Origin of the sequence: Bacillus sp. TH19 (assembly GCF_016651075.1) — a bacterium.
GTDB classification, from domain to species: Bacteria; Bacillota; Bacilli; order Bacillales; family Bacillaceae_G; genus Bacillus_A; species Bacillus_A mycoides.
Map to the genome: position 1 here is coordinate 1,906,500 of NZ_JAEKEO010000007.1, position 18,733 is coordinate 1,925,232.

The 18,733-nt window shown below is 34.3% G+C and carries 20 protein-coding genes; 18 read left to right on the forward strand and 2 right to left on the reverse strand.

The features are described 5' to 3' along the window. The first annotated feature begins 101 nt into the window (after positions 1–101). The 15 genes from JFU54_RS13670 (at position 102) to JFU54_RS13740 (ending at position 14,171) form a co-directional block, all read left to right on the forward strand. Positions 102–2,432, forward strand: a complete 2,331-nt coding sequence (locus JFU54_RS13670) for a right-handed parallel beta-helix repeat-containing protein (protein WP_002137802.1) — start codon at positions 102–104, stop codon at positions 2,430–2,432. Then, on the forward strand, positions 2,407–2,607 hold the full coding sequence (locus JFU54_RS13675) for a hypothetical protein (protein WP_002137801.1): 201 nt from the start codon (positions 2,407–2,409) through the stop codon (positions 2,605–2,607). Before JFU54_RS13670 ends, JFU54_RS13675 begins: the two co-directional genes overlap by 26 nt. A 70-nt stretch (positions 2,608–2,677) precedes the next feature. Then, positions 2,678–3,292, forward strand: a complete 615-nt coding sequence (locus JFU54_RS13680) for a sugar transferase (RefSeq protein WP_012261444.1) — start codon at positions 2,678–2,680, stop codon at positions 3,290–3,292. Further along, on the forward strand, positions 3,289–3,921 hold the full coding sequence (locus tag JFU54_RS13685) for an acetyltransferase (RefSeq protein WP_201064762.1): 633 nt from the start codon (positions 3,289–3,291) through the stop codon (positions 3,919–3,921). Before JFU54_RS13680 ends, JFU54_RS13685 begins: the two co-directional genes overlap by 4 nt. Before the next feature lie 59 nt (positions 3,922–3,980). Next, positions 3,981–5,084 carry an aminotransferase class I/II-fold pyridoxal phosphate-dependent enzyme gene (locus tag JFU54_RS13690; RefSeq protein ID WP_049772870.1) on the forward strand — a complete coding sequence of 368 codons (1,104 nt, stop codon included), beginning with the start codon at positions 3,981–3,983 and terminating at the stop codon, positions 5,082–5,084. Positions 5,085–5,366: 282 nt separating this feature from the next. Continuing rightward, entirely contained in the window at positions 5,367–7,304 is a 1,938-nt protein-coding gene (locus JFU54_RS13695; protein ID WP_012261441.1) for a lasso peptide isopeptide bond-forming cyclase, read from the forward strand. Positions 7,305–7,318: 14 nt separating this feature from the next. Further along, complete coding sequence (locus tag JFU54_RS13700) at positions 7,319–7,444, forward strand: paeninodin family lasso peptide (RefSeq protein WP_040963111.1); 126 nt, start codon at positions 7,319–7,321, stop codon at positions 7,442–7,444. 93 nt (positions 7,445–7,537) lie between these two features. Beyond that, a complete protein-coding gene (locus tag JFU54_RS13705; RefSeq protein ID WP_061689950.1) occupies positions 7,538–8,515 on the forward strand; it encodes an aldolase in 978 nt (325 codons plus the stop codon). Then, entirely contained in the window at positions 8,466–8,771 is a 306-nt protein-coding gene (locus JFU54_RS13710; protein WP_012261439.1) for a lasso peptide biosynthesis PqqD family chaperone, read from the forward strand. Before JFU54_RS13705 ends, JFU54_RS13710 begins: the two co-directional genes overlap by 50 nt. A 36-nt stretch (positions 8,772–8,807) precedes the next feature. Continuing rightward, entirely contained in the window at positions 8,808–9,281 is a 474-nt protein-coding gene (locus JFU54_RS13715) for a lasso peptide biosynthesis B2 protein (protein ID WP_061689952.1), read from the forward strand. Between the two features lies 1 nt (position 9,282). After that, positions 9,283–10,470 carry a nucleotidyltransferase domain-containing protein gene (locus JFU54_RS13720; RefSeq protein WP_201064765.1) on the forward strand — a complete coding sequence of 396 codons (1,188 nt, stop codon included), beginning with the start codon at positions 9,283–9,285 and terminating at the stop codon, positions 10,468–10,470. 11 nt (positions 10,471–10,481) lie between these two features. Continuing rightward, positions 10,482–12,281: an ABC transporter ATP-binding protein gene (locus JFU54_RS13725; RefSeq protein ID WP_012261436.1), complete on the forward strand. Its 1,800-nt coding sequence runs from the start codon at positions 10,482–10,484 to the stop codon at positions 12,279–12,281. 227 nt (positions 12,282–12,508) lie between these two features. Beyond that, entirely contained in the window at positions 12,509–12,832 is a 324-nt protein-coding gene (locus JFU54_RS13730; RefSeq protein ID WP_002185126.1) for a PadR family transcriptional regulator, read from the forward strand. Further along, positions 12,825–13,367, forward strand: a complete 543-nt coding sequence (locus tag JFU54_RS13735) for a DUF1700 domain-containing protein (RefSeq protein ID WP_201064767.1) — start codon at positions 12,825–12,827, stop codon at positions 13,365–13,367. The genes JFU54_RS13730 and JFU54_RS13735 overlap by 8 nt, the downstream gene beginning before the upstream one ends. Continuing rightward, a complete protein-coding gene (locus tag JFU54_RS13740) occupies positions 13,368–14,171 on the forward strand; it encodes a DUF4097 family beta strand repeat-containing protein (protein ID WP_002014437.1) in 804 nt (267 codons plus the stop codon). It abuts the gene before it with no gap. 103 nt (positions 14,172–14,274) lie between these two features. Here the strand turns inward: JFU54_RS13740 and lexA are convergent, their stop codons facing one another. Next, positions 14,275–14,889 (reverse strand): transcriptional repressor LexA, encoded by a 615-nt coding sequence (gene lexA / locus JFU54_RS13745; protein WP_002087894.1) that lies wholly within the window; start codon positions 14,887–14,889, stop codon positions 14,275–14,277. A gap of 141 nt (positions 14,890–15,030) precedes the next feature. Between lexA and JFU54_RS13750 the strand changes: the two genes are divergently transcribed. Both JFU54_RS13750 and JFU54_RS13755 read left to right on the forward strand, forming a co-directional pair. Next, positions 15,031–15,687, forward strand: coding sequence for a YneB family resolvase-like protein (locus tag JFU54_RS13750; protein ID WP_002014433.1), 657 nt, complete (start codon positions 15,031–15,033; stop codon positions 15,685–15,687). 45 nt (positions 15,688–15,732) lie between these two features. Next, positions 15,733–15,972, forward strand: a complete 240-nt coding sequence (locus JFU54_RS13755) for a DUF896 domain-containing protein (protein ID WP_002014431.1) — start codon at positions 15,733–15,735, stop codon at positions 15,970–15,972. A gap of 40 nt (positions 15,973–16,012) precedes the next feature. Here the strand turns inward: JFU54_RS13755 and JFU54_RS13760 are convergent, their stop codons facing one another. After that, positions 16,013–17,596 (reverse strand): bifunctional metallophosphatase/5'-nucleotidase, encoded by a 1,584-nt coding sequence (locus tag JFU54_RS13760; protein WP_201064769.1) that lies wholly within the window; start codon positions 17,594–17,596, stop codon positions 16,013–16,015. Positions 17,597–17,781: 185 nt separating this feature from the next. On the opposite strand from JFU54_RS13760, the gene JFU54_RS13765 reads away from it, so the two are divergent. Continuing rightward, positions 17,782–18,720: a phosphate/phosphite/phosphonate ABC transporter substrate-binding protein gene (locus JFU54_RS13765; protein ID WP_133116705.1), complete on the forward strand. Its 939-nt coding sequence runs from the start codon at positions 17,782–17,784 to the stop codon at positions 18,718–18,720. Positions 18,721–18,733: the final 13 nt, after the last annotated feature.

Here is an 18,733-nt window from a genome sequence, read left to right on the forward strand (position 1 = left end):
ATGTAAGCAGAATATAAAATATTTATCCCAATCTACTGATATAAGTTTGAATTTTCTGGTGAAATTCAGCTTGCATCTTAGTTGGAGGTTATATATAAATCATGGCAAAATTTCAGGTGACATGTGTTTTAAAAAGTAATCTTCCTGTGTTAAGTGAGGGAGAATTTTGTTTTTGTATAGATACTAGTGAGTTATTTATTGGAACGAAAAAAGGGAATGTAAAAGTATCAACAGAGAATACATTTGAGAGGTTAGTAAGTAAACTTAAAAGCAATACATTTGGAGGTTTTAAGTCCAGAAAATCACTGGTTGGAGAAACAGAATCTGCTAATGTGGTTTCAGGCACATATTTTCTTGAGTTAGAGAGATGGAATGTTAAAAATGATGGAACGGACGCTGATAATACTTCTAAAGGGATTAATAATGCATTATTATGGGCATCCCAACAAGGATTTATAGAAGTTGTGTTACCCCTGGGGACATATTTAATTGATGAAAATACACCAATTGAGCCACAAAGCTTTATGACTTTAAATTTAGGTGGATCAACTTTAAAAATAAGAAGTAATGGATTAGTTAAATATGCAATCGTACGATATCAAAGAAATCAAAAATTTTCTCGAGTTACAAATGGAAGGATTGAAGGGGATAAAAATACACACGATTATACAACGATTCCTCATACTCATGAATGGGGGTATGGAATTGAAGTTGGAAATACGACTCCTGCTGAGGGGAGTAATATGAATTATATTTCAATAGATAATATGGAAATTTTAAATTGTACTGGCGATGGTATAGCAATGGAAAGTACATGGGGACAAATTGGAGAATATGATTTTGCTGGTACATTTGAAGTGGGTGGGATTAGTGATGTCAATGGTGCCCTAATAGTAGATGATAATAAAATTAGATCGAATTTAAAAATAGATTTACATCATAGTAGCATTATAAAATGGGGATATTTCGGTTTGTATGGAGATGGCTATGGCGGAACTGGTTCAGAAATATACACAGAATTATATGATGTGTTATTTTATAGGGCTGATAATACTTTTGTAACGGCTGCTAAGAGAGTAAAGTTTTTTGAAGAAGTGAGTGTTCCAGAAGAAGCAGATTATGCGAAAATAGTTCTTCACCAAGGTACAGTACCTACAGAAAACGGTTGTAAAATAACTGTTAGAATTCCGGAATTCTCTAAAAATGTATTTATTGAGAAATGTAAAATACATGATTGTAGAAGGCTTGGGGTAAGCGTATCTGGAGCGAAACAAATTTATATTAGAGATTGTGAAATTTACAAAATGAAAGGTACAGCACCTCAGGGAGCAATAGATATTGAAGATGGATATCGATTAAATCAATATATAAACATTGAGCGTAATAACATATATGATAATCAGGGATATAACGTTGTTGTAGTCGGTGGTAGATATATTAATATCATTCAAAATAAATTAGCTAACAATTCATTAGTAGTAGGCGAAAATGTAGAGAAAGTGATTATAAGCAATAATCACTTAAGGGAAGTAAGTTGTGTTTTAAGCGGAGAAGTAACTTTTACGAATAATCAAATGTATGCTACTCGAGTCACGATAGATCAAGGAGATAAAGAAGCGCTTATTGGTAACTGTACTTTCCATAATAGCGCATTGTTAATGGGAAGAGATAAAGCATATTGTATTCAAGTCAACCAATGTGAATTTTTTAGTGATCGAGATTTATTTCATACTTTTTCACAATTGGGTGCAATAATTGGTTTCTCAGCAGAACCGCAAACTATATCAGATTGTGTTATTAAAGGAGGGGCTGTAGAGGGTACAAGTTTGACAGGCGTATCACCTGGTATGAAAAATGGATGGAGATTAAATAATATTTCTTTTATAGATACGAAACACCCGCAAGGAATCATTATGAATTTACCACCAGGAGTATATACGGGATGTAAATTTGAGAACAGTGGTACAATATCATTTGTTACAAACACTCCTCAAGCAGAATATGAATTTAATGGATGTTCATTTAGTTGGGATGCTTATAATCTGTTTACTGTTGAGTCCTCTCAACGGATAGCGATGCTAAAAGTGAAAAATAGTAATTTTAGAGGGGGAAGATGGGGCTCAGCATTTTTTTTATGGGACATTGGGGGAAGAATAGAATTTAATAATAATGCATTTGAATACCTTAATTCGGAATCGACAGACAGTATAATTAATTTTTGGAATGAAACATTTACGAGTGAGTTTATGTTAATAGAAAATAATATATTTAGGTCAAATAAAAGTATGATAGGCTTGAATGCAATTCAGATTTCATCCTCAATCACTTTGATTTTTAAAGATAATATTGTGGACACAGTAGTTATAAAGTTAAGGGATGAACATATAAAAAAGGATAATTATATTAATGGCGTCTTTGATCCGTACGTGTAAAGTTATAGGGACTAATGGAGTAACAGATCCTTTGCAAGTAAGTAGTGATAGCGCATGGAAATATTCACTTAGGCTAGCTATGTTTAAACTATTTGATGAGATAGAAGTAATGATAGATGACGTAATTAAACAAAACAAGAGGCAACTAACTTTAGTTGCCTCTTGTTTTGTTTAATTGCATATAAAGTTTTAAATGGTCCTTCGTGTTAGGGGTATTAAACGTAAATAAGTAAGGAGGATAGTACATGAAAAGAATTTTTGATGTATGTATTTCTTTATTGTTATTATTTGTATGTTTGCTTCCTATTCTTGTAGTAGCAATCTTAGTTAGGCTGAAATTAGGGTCCCCTGTATTATTTAAACAACAGCGCCCGGGACTACATGGACAACCGTTTAATCTTTATAAGTTTCGAACTATGTTGGATAAGAGGGATAGTAATGGGGAATTACTTTCAGATCAAGATAGGCTGACTACTTTTGGGGAAATCCTTAGAAAATATAGTTTAGATGAGTTACCGCAGCTTATAAATGTTGTAAGAGGTGATTTAAGTTTAGTAGGTCCACGCCCATTATTGATGGAATACCTACCTTTATATTCTAGTAAACAGGCTAGAAGGCATGATGTAAAACCAGGAATTACGGGATGGGCACAAATAAATGGGAGGAATTCGATTACTTGGGAAGAAAAGTTTGAATTAGATGTATGGTATGTAGAGAAGCGTTCTTTTTTATTAGATTTGAAAATAATTGTACTTACAATAACAAAAGTATTTAAAACAGAAGGGATAAATCATGTTGGGCATGTAACAATGGGGCGATTTACTGGAGAGAACATAGAGATAAAGGGGGAGGGGAAATGAAAATTTTGATAATTGGGTGTGGTGGTCATAGTAAGGTTGTGAAGGATATCATCTTATCAAATGAAGGATACGAGATAGTCGGTTATTTAGATGATCTATATACAGGTATAACTATTATTGATAACCTTTATTTTGGGGGAATTGAAGATGCACGGGAAATTATCAACAATTTTAATGATATAAAGCTTGTTATTGCTATAGGGAATAACAAAATGAGAAAGAAAATTTTCGGAATATTAAATCAACCGATCGGCATATATGCTACAGTAATTCATAAAACAGCAATTATAAGTCCTCATGCGCATATAGGGAACGGAACGGTAATTATGCCGAATGTGGTTGTTAATGCTGATACTATCATTGGTAACCATACGATAATAAATACGGGCTCAATAATAGAACATGATAATATAATTGATGATTTTGTTCACATTTCACCACATGCTACACTTACAGGTTCTATCACAATAGAAGAGGGGGCACATATAGGAGCATCAGCTACTATAATTCCAGGTGTTAAAATTGGGAATTGGTCTATTGTTGGAGCGGGCTCTGTTGTAATAAATGATTTTCCATCTAATTGTACTGTTGTTGGCATTCCTGCAAAAGTTATTAATGTAGTAAATTAAGAGGGGGATGAAGAATCGTGATAAAAAGTAAGGAGAAAATATATCTTTCTGCACCACACATGAGTGGAAATGAACAAAAATATATTCAAAATGCCTTTGACTCAAACTGGATTGCCCCTCTTGGTCCAAATGTAGATGAATTCGAAAGAGAACTTGCATCTTTTGTAGGAGTGAAAGGTGGGGCTGCAGTTAGTTCAGGCACGGCTGCTATTCATTTGGCTTTGAGATTATTAGATGTTAAAAAGGGAGATACAGTGTTTTGTTCAAGTTTTACTTTTGTAGCGAGTGCCAATCCGATTGTTTATTTGGGAGCTGAACCGGTGTTTATTGACTCGGAACCAGAAACATGGAATATGTCACCGCAAGCGCTAGCGCTTGCATTATATGATGCTAATAAAGCAGGGAAATTACCGAAAGCTGTCATTCTTGTTCATTTATATGGTCAGAGTGCTAAGTTAGATGAAATTCTTTCGCTTTGTAATCAATATGATGTTCCTATAATCGAGGATGCAGCAGAATCTCTAGGTTCTACATATAAAGGAAAAGCGAGCGGTACTTTCGGGAGGTTTGGGGTTTATTCATTTAATGGAAATAAAATCATTACAACTTCAGGTGGTGGAATGCTTATATCAGATGATGCGGAAGCATTAGTGAAAGCAAAATTTTTAGCGACGCAAGCAAAGGATCCAGCACTACATTATGAGCATAGTGAGATAGGTTACAATTATAGAATGAGTAATATATTAGCTGGTGTCGGGAGAGGGCAATTAGAAGTGTTAGAAGATAGAGTGAGGACTAGAAGGTGTATATTTAATCGGTATTATGAAGAATTATCTCACATACCTGGATTTTGTTTTATGCCGGAATTAGAAAATACTCGCTCGAATCGTTGGCTTACAACTATGATGATTGATGAAAAGGAATCTGGTATCTCTATTGAAAAATTATTGAAAACCTTAGCAGAAGAGAATATTGAAGCACGTCCTACTTGGAAGCCACTACATATGCAGCCACTTTTTAAAGAAAGTAAGTATTATTCTCATCAGAAAGATAATGATGTATCTAAAAGATTATTTGAAAAGGGGATTTGTCTTCCTTCGGGTTCTAATATGATGGATGAGGATCAACGGAGAGTTATTGAGGCTATTATAAATATTATATAACAGGGAATAATTCACAGAGAAACAAGTGGATTAATGTTCATTATAATGAATGTTAATGTTGTTAATTTGGTGTATATTTCCATTATTGTATTGACGTGAAAGTAATATAATGATAATTTAGATGTATCTATACCTAGGTTTATAAGTGGATTAGGATGTGTGGTTGATTGGGAGTTGAAATGTATATTTTTGTTCTTTAAAAAGAATTAAATCAAGGGAGAAAAGTTGCGTTAAATAAAAAAAGAACCTTTGCGGTAACTTGTTGTATATGGGGTGGGGAAAATGAGTGCTATAACAGGTATTATTCATTTTAATGAAGAAACTATATCTATTCAGCATGGCACACAGTTAATGAGTGACTTACAAAAGTACCCTGCTGATGATATTCAAATATGGCATAAAGAAAATGCCTTTCTGGGATGTCACGCACAGTGGATTACACCAGAATCTGTTGGTGAACAACTACCCTTTTATAATTACGAAAAGCAACTGGCAATTACAGCAGATGCTATTATTGATAATCGTAATGAGTTATTTGAAAAATTACAAGTGGATTATGCAGATAGAAAAAACATGACAGATAGTGAGTTGATTTTACTCTCTTATCAGAAATGGGGGGAAGCAGCTCCAAAATATTTGGTAGGCGATTTTGCCTTTATGATTTGGGATGAGAAAAAACAAACCCTTTTTGGAGCCAGAGATTTTTCGGGAAGCCGAACCCTTTATTTTTATCGTGGTGAGGAAAAGTTTGCTTTTTGCACTAATATAAACCCGTTATTTACTCTACCATATGTTGAGAAAAAATTGAATGAGCAGTGGCTTGCTGAATTTTTAGCCATCCCGGTGAATTTTGAATCGATAGATGCTTCTTCAACGGTATATAAAACTATTGAGCAAATCCCACCTTCCCATTCTGTTATTGTGAGAAATGGGAAAGTGAAGTTATCGAGATACAATACACCAATCGTTGGAGAAAGGCTTCAACTCAAATCAAACGAAGAGTATGAAGAAGCGTTTTTAGAAGTGTATCAAAATGCGATAAGATCACGTTTACGTACTCATCATCAAGTAGGGGCTCATTTGAGTGGAGGACTTGATTCTGGTTCTGTAGCTAGCTTTGCTGCACGGGATTTAAGAGCAGCAAATAAACGTCTACATACATATAGTTATGTCCCAGTAAAGGGTTTTGTAGATTGGACGCATAGAAGTAGAGTAGCTGATGAAAGACCTTTTATTCAATCGACTGTACAGCATGTAGGAAATATTAAGGAGCATTATTTGGATTTTGAAGGAAGAAGTCCTCTATCAGAAATAGATGAGTGGCTTGAAATTCTAGAGATGCCGTATAAATTCTTCGAGAATACTTTTTGGCTTAGGGGAATCTATGAGGAGGCACGGTTACAAGGAATTGGAGTACTCTTAAACGGACAGAGAGGCAACTGGACGGTGTCATGGGGCCCGGCTGTGGACTATCAAGCTATGCTTTTGAAAAAGATGAATTTACGTCGATTTTTGCAAGAACTATATTCGTATAGTAGAAATATTGGGGTAAAGAAATCACGAGTATTTTCAGTAGTGAAAAAAAAGGCATTTCCGTTTTTGAATCGAATATCTTCATCAAAAAATCAAATTGTTTTCCCAAGGTTTATTAATCCAGAATTTGCAAATAGAATGAATGTGTTCGATAAACTTCTAGAGCATGATGTTGATATAACAGGAACCTCTATAACAGATGTATATGAAATAAAAAAAAGGCAATTTGAACAGTTATATTATTGGAGCATAACTGGTGCATACGGATCCAAATTATCATTGCGTTATTCTTTATGGGATCGCGATCCAACGAATGATTTACGGGTTGTTCAATTTTGTTTAGCTGTTCCAGAAGAGCAATACGTTCAAAATGGTTTAGATCGGGCACTAATTCGAAGAGCAACGAAAAATTTCTTGCCTGATGAAGTAAGATTGAACCAGCGCACTCGGGGTGTTCAAGGTTCTGATGGTGTTTACCGTATGGCTCATCAATGGAGTGAATTTATTGAAGAGCTTGAGCAGCTTAGTAAGGATCCTATAATTTCAGAATTCTTGGATATAGGGGTTATTAGAACTGCGATTTCTAAGATTAAAGAAGAACCCCATCCAGAATATGCATTTGATTTGGATTTTCGAATTTTAATGCGTAGTTTAATAGTATATCGATTTATGAAAAAAATTATTTGAAGGGAGGTGACATCATGAAAAAGGATTGGACAATGCCTACACTGGAAGTGCTTGATATCAATATGACAATGGCTGGACCGGGTATTAAAATACCTGATGCTGCCCAACCAGATGTTGATGAAACGATTCACCATAGCTAATTTATCAATTAGGATGCACATTGTTATTCCCTTATACAGTAAAAGTATAAGGGTTTTTTATAAAAATTTTGAAAGCTATTTGGAGTGAGAGAGTTGATGGAAACTACAAATAAAAATGTATATAAAGTTTTTGGGTTAAGAGTTTTGAGTGAAATGAAGTTGCCGGAATTACCTCAAATTAATGAACAAGAAGAGAATGTAGAAATTGTAATTCGACTAACTGATTTATCTCAGAAGTGGAGTGAACTTGCTAGCGCAAAACAAAACTTTGTAGTTGATAAAAACGTAGTTATGATTCGTATTCCTGATACTGCTATATTTTCTATACAAGGAGGAAAGCAAATATTTGTTTCACCAATGAAGGAAGCTTGTGAAGATAAGATCCGTCTTTATATACTTGGAACTTGTATGGGTGCCTTACTAATTCAAAGGGGAATATTACCATTACATGGTAGTGCAATAAATATTGATGGGAAGGTTTATGCCTTTGTAGGTAATTCAGGAGCAGGTAAATCAACTCTTGCAGCGGCTTTTTTAAGTAAAGGATACAAAATTTTGAGTGATGATGTAATTGCTGTGACAGTTTCGTCAGATAAGACTCCAATTGTGATTCCATCTTATCCGCAACAAAAATTATGGGCGGAAAGTTTGAATGCTTTTGGAATGGGAACGGCAAGTTATAATCCATTGTTTGAGCGAGAAACAAAGTATGCTGTGCCTGTACAATCTCATTTTTTCTCTGAACCATTACCTCTTGCTGGTGTTATTGAGTTAACGAAAACAGAGGGTGAGAACGTTGAATTGATTCGAATTGAAGGACTTGAACGACTGCGTACATTGTTTTTTCACACGTTTCGTAAGTTTTTAATTACGCAATTAAAATTGACAGAGTGGCATTTCACTACTTCTACAAGTGTGATAAACCAGGTAGATATGTTTCATTTGAAACGTCCAAATAATAGGTTTACAGCGCATGAACTTGTATCAATTATATTAAAAACTATACATGGAGGAGTAATAGATGATGTATACAGAGAGAATTTCTCTAGAGTGTCAGATTGTGCAAAGTGAAGGGAATATTGTGAGTGATATGGATGGGGAAAAAGTAATGCTAAATGTTCAAAAAGGGAAATATTATAATTTGGGAGAAACAGGAGGAGAAATTTGGGAACTAATAAAAACTCCAATTATGGTTACTGAACTTGTCAGTACATTGTTGTCAAAGTACAACATTGAACGGGGTGATTGTGAAGAGCAAGTTCTTTCCTTTTTAGAGCGTTTATTTCAAGAAGGTTTAATTCAAATAAAAGATCAATCTAATAGATAGATTCGCAATTTCAAGAGAACTGTTAGGAAGGGATTAATGAATATTGTGAAAAGGTTAAGGGTATTTTTATCACTGAACATGGAAACAAAGCTTTTATTTTTAGAGGCTTTTATTTTTTTAGGATGGGCGCGTGTACTGAAAAGTATTACCTTTTCCAAAGTTGCACCTTCTTTAGGGGATTACATGAACGAAACATCAGTTGCTCAAATTCAGCCACACGGTGATACACTAAAGAAGGTGTCTGAAGCTATTTCTATTATGAGTCGTTATACTTTTTGGGAAAGTCAATGCCTTGTTAAAGCTATAGCTGGGATGAAAATGCTCGAAAAACGTCACATTGAGAGTACTCTTTATTTAGGAACTGCTAAGGATAGTCATGGTGAATTAATTGCGCATGCATGGTTACGGAGCGGTTCTTTTTATGTTACTGGATCGGAAGGAATGGAGAAATTCACTGTCGTTGGATCATTTGCAAAGAGGCTAAGTGAGAACACTATTAAAGGAGAGTAAAATGGAGAAAGATTTTGGTCTTAATGTAGAGTTCATGTCTAAGGAATTGAAACTTCTTTTTGCAATTTTGAAGTTACAAGATGACGAAACAATGCAAACTTACAGTAATGAATGGTTTTCGGATATTGATTGGGAAGTATTTCTTGAGCAAGCCGTGCATCATCGCGTTTATCCGGTGATATATCAAAAACTTAAACAGGTGGACAAGGAGCTGATTCCTTCACATATTGTACAAACCTTGACTAGAAAATATAAAAGAAATACATTTCAAATGCTTTATTTAAGTGCTGAAATAGAAAGAATAAATAAATTATGTAATGAAAATGAGATTCGTACGATTTTTCTAAAAGGGCCTGTACTATCTCAGGACTTATATGGAGATCTTTCTTTACGAACATCCTGTGATTTGGACGTTCTCATCCCTATTCAAAATTTAGAAAAAGCAGAAAAACTACTTTTAGAGCAAGGGTATGTGAAAGATGATTATATTCAAACGATATTAAGTGATTGGAAATGGAGGCATCACCATATAACATTTTTCCACCCAACAAGGCGGATCAAACTTGAAATTCATTGGAGATTAAATCCCGGACCGGGTAAGGAACCTGGGTTTGAAGAGCTTTGGAAGCGAAAGAGAAAAAGTGCACATACAAGTAATTCGGTATATATGTTAGGGAAGGAAGACTTATTTTTATTTCTTGTATCTCATGGTGCCAGACATGGTTGGTCCAGGCTACGTTGGTTAGTAGACATAAAAAAAATTGTCGATCAAGATCTTAATTGGAGTGAGATTCATAAATTAATGAGAAAATATCAAATGCTTCATTTAGGAGGACAAGCGTTAATTTTGGCATCTCAATTGCTAGGTGTACGACTAGATGAAAGAATGATGGAATTAGTAACTAAAAAACATTCAAAGCAGTTAGCGCAAGAAGCGCTGTTTTATTTCAAGCAAATGATAAACTTGCATACCGATCCTGTTCCTGAAGAAGTACTTGCTTATCATAGTAGGCATTTATTTTCACTGATGTCTAATCAGCAAAAAATTTTATTTATTATGAGCCAACTCTATCCTTATCCGATTGATGCAAAAACATTGCCGTTACCTAAATTCCTTCATTTTTTATATTTTCCTTTACGTCCGTTTCTATGTCTTTGGAGGAAAACAAAGAAGCTTGCTTTGTCATAGGGGGAACATCGATGAATCATATTATATATTTTATGAAGAAATTATATTCTTCTGCAGGGAAAATTCTGTATGTGAATTTGTTTGGTATGGTTTTAATAAGTTTACTTGAAGGGATAGGTATTATTTTATTAATTCCTATGATAAGTATGGCTGGAATAATTAATATAGGCGAGGAGGCTGCTTTTATTGCACCTGTTTATAGATTTTTGCAGGATTTCCCTAAAACAACAAGCCTAATTTCTATTTTAGGTATATATATACTAATAGTGTTAGGGCAAAATCTATTACAACGAAACATAACGCTAAGGGATGCGAGAACGCAACAAGCTTTTGTACGAGAATTAAGAATAGAAACATATAATATGATTCTAAAAGCGAAGTGGAGTTTTTTTTTAGAGAAAAGGAAAACAAATCTAATAAATATATTAACTACAGAATTAGCTCGCGTAAGTTATGGGGTTAATTTAATTTTACAATTGTTAGCTGTTATTCTGTTTACATTCATACAGGTGGGGCTTGCGTTTTTATTATCTCCCCAAATAACTATATTTGTTTTGGTCTTTGGCTTATTATTCTTAGTAGCTTCTCGTGCTTTTATAAAAAAAGCACGAATACTAGGCGGTAAGACCTCGAAATTAGCACAAGACTATCTTTCTGGTATAACAGATCATTTTAATGGAATTAAAGATATAAAGAGTAATACTTTGGAAGCATCACGTTTAGATTGGTTACAATCTATAACAGAAAAGATGAGTAATGAACAAATGGAGTATATGAGAATAAGGTCGAACTCTCAATTGTTTTATAAAGTTTCAATGGCTATTTTAATTGCATTTTTTATATTATTATCAGTAAGTATATTTAAAGCTCAACCTACCCAATTACTATTAATCATACTCATCTTTTCGAGACTATGGCCACGATTTATGACAATTCAGTCAAATTTAGAACAGCTTGCTGCAAGCATTCCTGCTTTTAAGTCATTATGGGACTTACAAGGGGAATGTAATGAAGCAATTGAAATGCAGGATATACATCAGCAAAAACATATAAAGCCGATTTGTATAGAGCAGGGTATTGAATGTAAGGGTATTTATTTTCGATATAATAAGAAGGAGCATTTGTATGCACTTCAAAATATTAATGTGAAAATACCAATCAATAGTATGACGGCTATTGTGGGACATTCGGGAGCTGGGAAGAGCACATTAATCGATGTTTTAATGGGATTGATTCAGCCAGAGAAAGGTCAAGTATTAATAGATGGAACTCCTCTTACAAGTGAAAATTTATTGTCATTGAGACGGGCTATTAGTTATGTGCCACAAGATCCTTTTTTATTTAATGCAAGCATAAGAGAAAATTTATTGATGATTGAGCCGAATGCGAGTGAAGAACAAATTTGGACTGCATTAGATTTTGCGGCGGCAGCTGAATTTGTACGAATGCTTCCAAAAGGGCTTGATACTCTCATTGGAGATCGTGGAGTGAGACTTTCAGGCGGTGAACGTCAACGACTTGTACTAGCTCGAGCTATTTTAAGACAACCATCCATTTTAGTATTAGATGAAGCTACGAGTGCATTAGATACTGAAAATGAAGTAAAAATTCAATCAGCAATAGAAAGGTTGAAAGGAACGATGACTATTGTTGTTATTGCGCATCGGTTATCTACGATCCGCAATGCAGATCAAGTTATTGTTTTAGGAAAAGGTGAGATTGTTCAAAAAGGTGAATTTAATCAATTGGCTAAAGAGAGAAAAGGTGTATTTCGAAATTTATTAGGGTCACAAATGGAAGTGGGTTCATAGAGGAGAAAGATTGAATGAAATCTTGTATTATTGTAATTCGAGTTGAATGATAGCCCGGATAATGGTCAGTTACAAAAGGTCTTATTCGGGCTTTTATATTTGTGTTTTCTAAATTTAGGGAATAAATATAATTCAGTACCTTGCAATAAACAATACTAAGTGGTATATTATGGATAAAACAGGTATCGTGTACTGAACAGTACTAAAATGAGAAAGGGGGATTGTCCTTGAACGTTCAGTTTAAAAAAGGTGTGTTAGAACTATGTGTTTTGGCACTAGTGAAACGTAAAGATAGTTACGGTTATGAACTTGTTCAGCAAATCTCTAATAAATTTTTAATATCGGAAGGTTCTGTATATCCGTTATTACGTCGTTTAACGAAAGAGGGATATTTTCAAACGTATTTAAAAGAATCGACGGAAGGACCGCCCCGTAAATATTATCAACTAACAGAGCAAGGGGAGATGCAACTTACGTTATTAGTAACAGAGTGGCGTGATTTTGCTAAAGGTGTTCAAGAAATTATTGAAGGGGTGGAATGGGATGAGTAAAGAGCAGTTTCTTAAAGAATTATCAAGTCATCTTAGAAAGTTACCAGAAGAAGAGAGACAAGATATTTTATTCGATTATGAAGAGCACTTTCAGTTTGGGGTAGAAGAAGGGAAAACTGAATCAGAAATAATAAAGGGTCTTGGCTCTCCGAAAGTAATTGCGAAAGACTTACTTGCGATGTATCGATTTGATGAAATGAAAAAAGATCCGTCGACTTCAAATGTGACAAGAGCTGTCATGGCAGCGGTTGGACTTAGTTTGTTTAATTTTATTATCGTGTTAGGCCCGTTAGTTGCAATTATAGCTTTTATATTTTTCTTTTGGGTCGGTGGTATTGCTAGTGTAGTGACACCATTTTTCGTTATTGTAAAAGTATTTATGGGCACTTTTATATGGTTGGATCTTTTCGTTAGTATAACGTTTGTCGGAGTAGGTTTGTTGTTATGTATTGTAGCTTATTATAGTACGAAGTGGTTTAAAAGATTATGTGTACGATATGTAGTCTGGAACTTCAAAATGATAAAAGGGGAGTAGATGATGAAAAAGATATTATTAGTAGCTATCGCTTGTATCATTATTGGAGTAATAGGGATTTCACAAACATATGAAAAAGCAGTACAAACTGCAGAAAAAGGAGATAAAGAGGACGTAATTAAAAACGAAACGCTAAAAAATGTAGAAGTTAAGTTAGATGCTGGAGATATTGTTGTCCAAAAATCTCCTGATTCCTCTTTTTATGTAAAGCAAAAAGGAGACGTAAGTAAACAGGAGATTCGTATTGCTGAAGATGGTGATACATTAAAAATCATAGGGGAAATAGAAAAAGGTGTTTCATTTGATTTTTCATTTTACAATTTCGGATTTCAAACGCCTACATTGACTATATTAGTACCTGAACGTTCTTATCAAGAGATAAAAGTAAATTCATCCGCTGGACAAATAGAAATAAGTAATGTGAAAAGTGACCGCGTAAGTGTTGAAACACTCGCCGGAGAAGTGGATTTGAAACATGTAACAGCAAAGAGTGTGGAGGGGTCTACAAAAGCTGGTGAGGTGAATTTTAAAAAAGTAATAGGGAAAGTAACAGCAAAAACGGCTAGTGGGGATATAGATATTATTGATCATGATTCTAAATATGATTTAGAGGTAAGTTCAACTGCTGGAGATGTAGATATTACTTTATTGGAAAAACCACAAGATGCAGTTATAACTGGGCAAACTGCTGCTGGAGACGTGACAATTTTTAATGAAGACAATAAAAATATAACGATTGGTAATGGTAGTAAAAAGATTAGCGGTAAAACCGCTGCTGGAGATGTTACTATTGAAACGCGTTAATAATTAATGAAACGCATTCTTTTGAATGAACAGAAATCTATCAAAATATAAAAAGAAGATAATTACCTATATAAATAAGGGAATTATCTTCTTTTTATTATTTTTAATGTAAATCACGATATACGCCAATTACTTTTCCAATAACTGACACTTGTTTTAAAATAATAGGTTCTAGTGAAGAGTTTTCCGGTTGTAGACGGAAATGATCTTTTTCTTTATAGAAACGTTTAACAGTTGCTTCGTTATCTTCTGTTAAAGCAACTACAATTTCACCGTTGTATGCAGACTGTTGTTGGCGAACAACAACTAAATCACCATCAAAGATACCGGCTTCAATCATGCTATCTCCAGAAATGCGTAGCATAAACACTTGATCTGCTCCAGCAACGATACTAGCTGGAAGTGGGAAGTGATCTTCTACACTTTCGACTGCTGTAATCGGTAAACCGGCAGTAACTTTTCCGATGATTGGAACTTGAATAACAGATTGTGTTTCCGTTCGGTTGTCACCTAAAATTTCAATTGCGCGTGGTTTTGTTGGATCGCGTCGAATATATCCCTTTTCTTCTAGTCGTGATAAATGTCCGTGCACTGTAGAACTAGAAGCAAGGCCGACTGCTTGACCGATTTCACGTACGGAAGGTGGATATCCTTTTTCTTGTACTTTTAGCTTAATAAAGTCGAGAATGTCTTGCTGGCGTTTCGTTAACTTTTCCATGTTTTCTAACACCTCGTTTTCTTTCATTTTTCTTATTATTAAGTATAACATGCGAAAAAACATTCTACAAACATAAGTTCGAACGAAAGGCAAATTTATGATACACTATAAGGAAAATATAGTGAGAAAGAAGGGTTCAAAATGAATGCAATTATTTATGCACGTGTGAGCACAACAAAAGAAGAACAGGAAACATCATTATTGCGTCAAAAAGATGAATTATTGCATTTAGCTGAGCGCTATCAAATGGATGTTACAAAGGTAATTGAGGAGCAGGCTAGCGGTTATACAATTGAACGTGATGGCATATTAGAAGTGCTAGATACAATTCGAGATGAACAAGTTGATGTACTACTTATACAAGATGAAACGCGTCTTGGTAGAGGAAATGCAAAGATTGCATTAATGCATTGTTTACATAAAGAGGGGATAAAAGTTTATACGCACACGCATAGTGGTGAATTACAGCTTTCAGATTCTGATTCGATGGTGCTAAATATAATTGGGATCGTTGAAGAGTATCAAAGAAAGATCCACAATTTAAAAATTAAACGTGGCATGCAAAGAGCAGTGGAGAAAGGATTTCGTCCAGAAAATAATTTGAAAAATCGTCATTTAAGCGTAGGACGTGAGAAAAAAGAAGTGCCAATTGAGGAAATTGTACGTTTGCGCCGGAATGAATTAACTTTTGAAGAAATTGCAGCAACACTTCGTGGTTTTGGTCATGATGTTTCAAAAGCAACTGTACATCGAAGGTATGTAGAATATACAAAGCAATTGCTTGATAAAGAGGAATAACTATTGTATGATAATAATCAGTTTTGAGTAGAAGGGGGATTCGAGATGCCAAGTCAAGAACTCATTGAACGCATTAACTTCTTAGCGAAAAAAGCAAAAGCTGAAGGCTTAACTGAAGAAGAACAACGTGAGCGCCAATCGCTTCGTGAACAATATTTAAAAGGATTTCGTCAAAATATGTTAAACGAATTAAAAGGAATTAAAGTCGTTAACGAAGAAGGCACGGACGTTACACCGGCGAAATTAAAAGCTTTAAAAAAGCAGGATAATGCAAAATTAAATTAAAAGATGGGCATAGCCCATCTTTTTTTATTTGTTAAAATTGTTATTTAATAACTTTCCAGTTTTCATTTTTCGTTGCTTCTATCCTTTTATGCTTCAATATATAGTTAGCGATAAGTTCAGACATATCTGTTGGTATGTCTTTTACTACTGGTTTATTTTGAAACATAAAGAAGTTCCCGCCACCGCTTGCACGATAATTATTCATAACAACGTCATATTCTTCATTCATATTAAGAGGAGTGCCTTTATACTGCAAAGACTCTACTCTCTCTCCAATTGGTTTTGAAATGTTTAATACATACGAAATCCCTTCCCACATATCGTAATTATAGTGTTGTGGTTTTGGTTCTATATAGGTAGGGTTTACGATGATGGTTCCATCTGCTTTTAATGTGAAATAAGAAGCAGAGAGTTCGAGAGCATCTTTTATATCCGCTCCAGTTATTCTAATTACTTTTAATGTATTTGGATAAATATAATTAGAAACGATGTCACGCATTGTTACATGTTTCGGGAAACCTGGAGATGTATTATGAAACAAACTTGTACAAGAAATTGAAACATTAGCTATATCCATCTGTATTTTATTTATGAATTCAATAAAAGGATGGTCTTGCAAACGTGTTTGCATAGCATCGGAAATTTGCATATCCCCATAAATTATTCCAATAGGTTTATCAAGCCAATTTTGTGTTTTCTCTTCATAATTGGCAACCAAGGAAAGAACATCTTGGTCTGCCGCAATTCCTTGTACGGGCAATAACTCTGAATAACTCTCTTTTTTCAACCATTTTTGTTCTGCTTTTTCGAATGTTACTGTTACTTTTCCAACTGAGTGTCCATTGCATCCGGTCTGTAAAATTGTTACACCATTAATCACGGTGTGAGCGATTTCTCGGTGTTGGTGGCCTGTTAGTAAAATATCTATGCCTTCAATTTCATGGCACATTGCATATCCTTGGTTTTCACCTGTTAAAACTTCAGTCGGTACTCCGGTTTGTAAATCACGTTCAAATCCCCCGTGATAGGCTACGACTAGTAAATCTGGTTTTTCATGTTTACGGATGTAAGAAACCCATTTTTTTGTTGTTTCAAATGCATCTTCAAATTGTAAATCTTTAATATGATGTGCTTGTTCCCAATGGGGGATGTAATGCGTTGTCACCCCTAAAATAGCAATTTTTATATTTGATTCAATATGTTTTATTATATATGGTTTCCCGAAATAAGGTTCTTTTCTGTTTTTATCTAAAATGTTTGCTGATAGATAAGGGGAATTTGCAGTAGCCACAGCATTATTTAATATATCCATTCCGTAATTAAATTCATGATTTCCGATAATTGCAATGTCATACTCTAAGTAGTTGGCTAATAAGGACATTGGGTTTTCCATATCTTTTTCGTATGTAGCGTAATGATAAGTAAATGGTGTTCCTTGAATGAAGTCCCCGTTATCAATCAGAAGAACGTTTGCATTTTGAGAACGTTCTTTTTTTATGAGAGTAGAAATTTTAGCTAAACCAATTTCTGCTTTGGAGTTATCTTGGTAGTGAATTGGATACACAGTACCATGTACATCGCTTGTTAATAAAATATTTAAAGTTACAATTTGATTTTGATTCAACGCCATTCACCTTTTCTATAGTTATCTTTCAATTAATCATATCAAATATATGAAAAGAATTTTAATGTGAATGTATAGAATGTGTAAAGATTCTGTAAATAAGCAATTATTTGTAAAAATATGTGATATATTTCTTCATGTTTATGGAAGGTTATTTTATAACAACGAAAAATGGGGGCATTAACATGTTGAAAAAAGTTTTTGCAATGAGCACAACAGTTGTACTAGCAGCGGGATTATTAAGTGGATGTGGAACGAAGGAATCAAGTGCAAGTAAAAATGAAGATACGAAAAAAGGTTATGTACCGAAGACACTAAATGTTCAATTTGTTCCTTCTCAAAATGCAGATACGTTAGAGGCGAAGGCAAAACCATTGGAAAAGCTATTAAGTGATAAATTAAACATTCCGGTAAAAGTTAGTATTTCAACGAATTACAATACAATTGTAGAAGCGATGGCATCTAAGCAAGTAGATGTAGGCTTTTTACCTCCAACAGCGTATGTGTTAGCGCATGAGAAAAAGGCTGCAAACGTAATTTTACAGGCGCAACGTTTTGGGGTAGATGATGAAACTGGAGCTCCGACAAAGGATTTAGTAGATGTTTATAAATCAGAGTTTGTTGTTAAGAAAGATTCTAATATTAATAGTGTAAAAGATTTAAAAGGTAAAAAAATTGGCTATCAAGATGTAACATCATCGGCGGGTTATGTATGGCCTGCGGCTGTATTGTTAAAAGAGGGAATCGATCCGCTAAAGGATGTGAAACCTGTTACATTAAAAGGTCATGATCAGTCACTTATTGCTCTTTTAAATGGTGATGTAGATGCAGCTGTTGTATTCCAAGATGCTCGCAATATTGTAAAAAAAGATTATCCGAATATATTCGATCAAACGAAAATAGTAAAATTTACGGAGGAAATTCCAAACGATACGATTTCTGTACGTTCTGATTTAGATGCAGAGTGGAGCAAGAAATTACAGGATGCTTTCATTGAAATAGGAAAGAATGAGGAAGGGCACAAAATCATTAAAGAAGTATACTCACATGAAGGATACGTTAAATCTGATGATAGTAAATTTGATATCGTTCGTGAATATGGAAAGAAAGTGAAAACGCAATAATACATATGGAAAT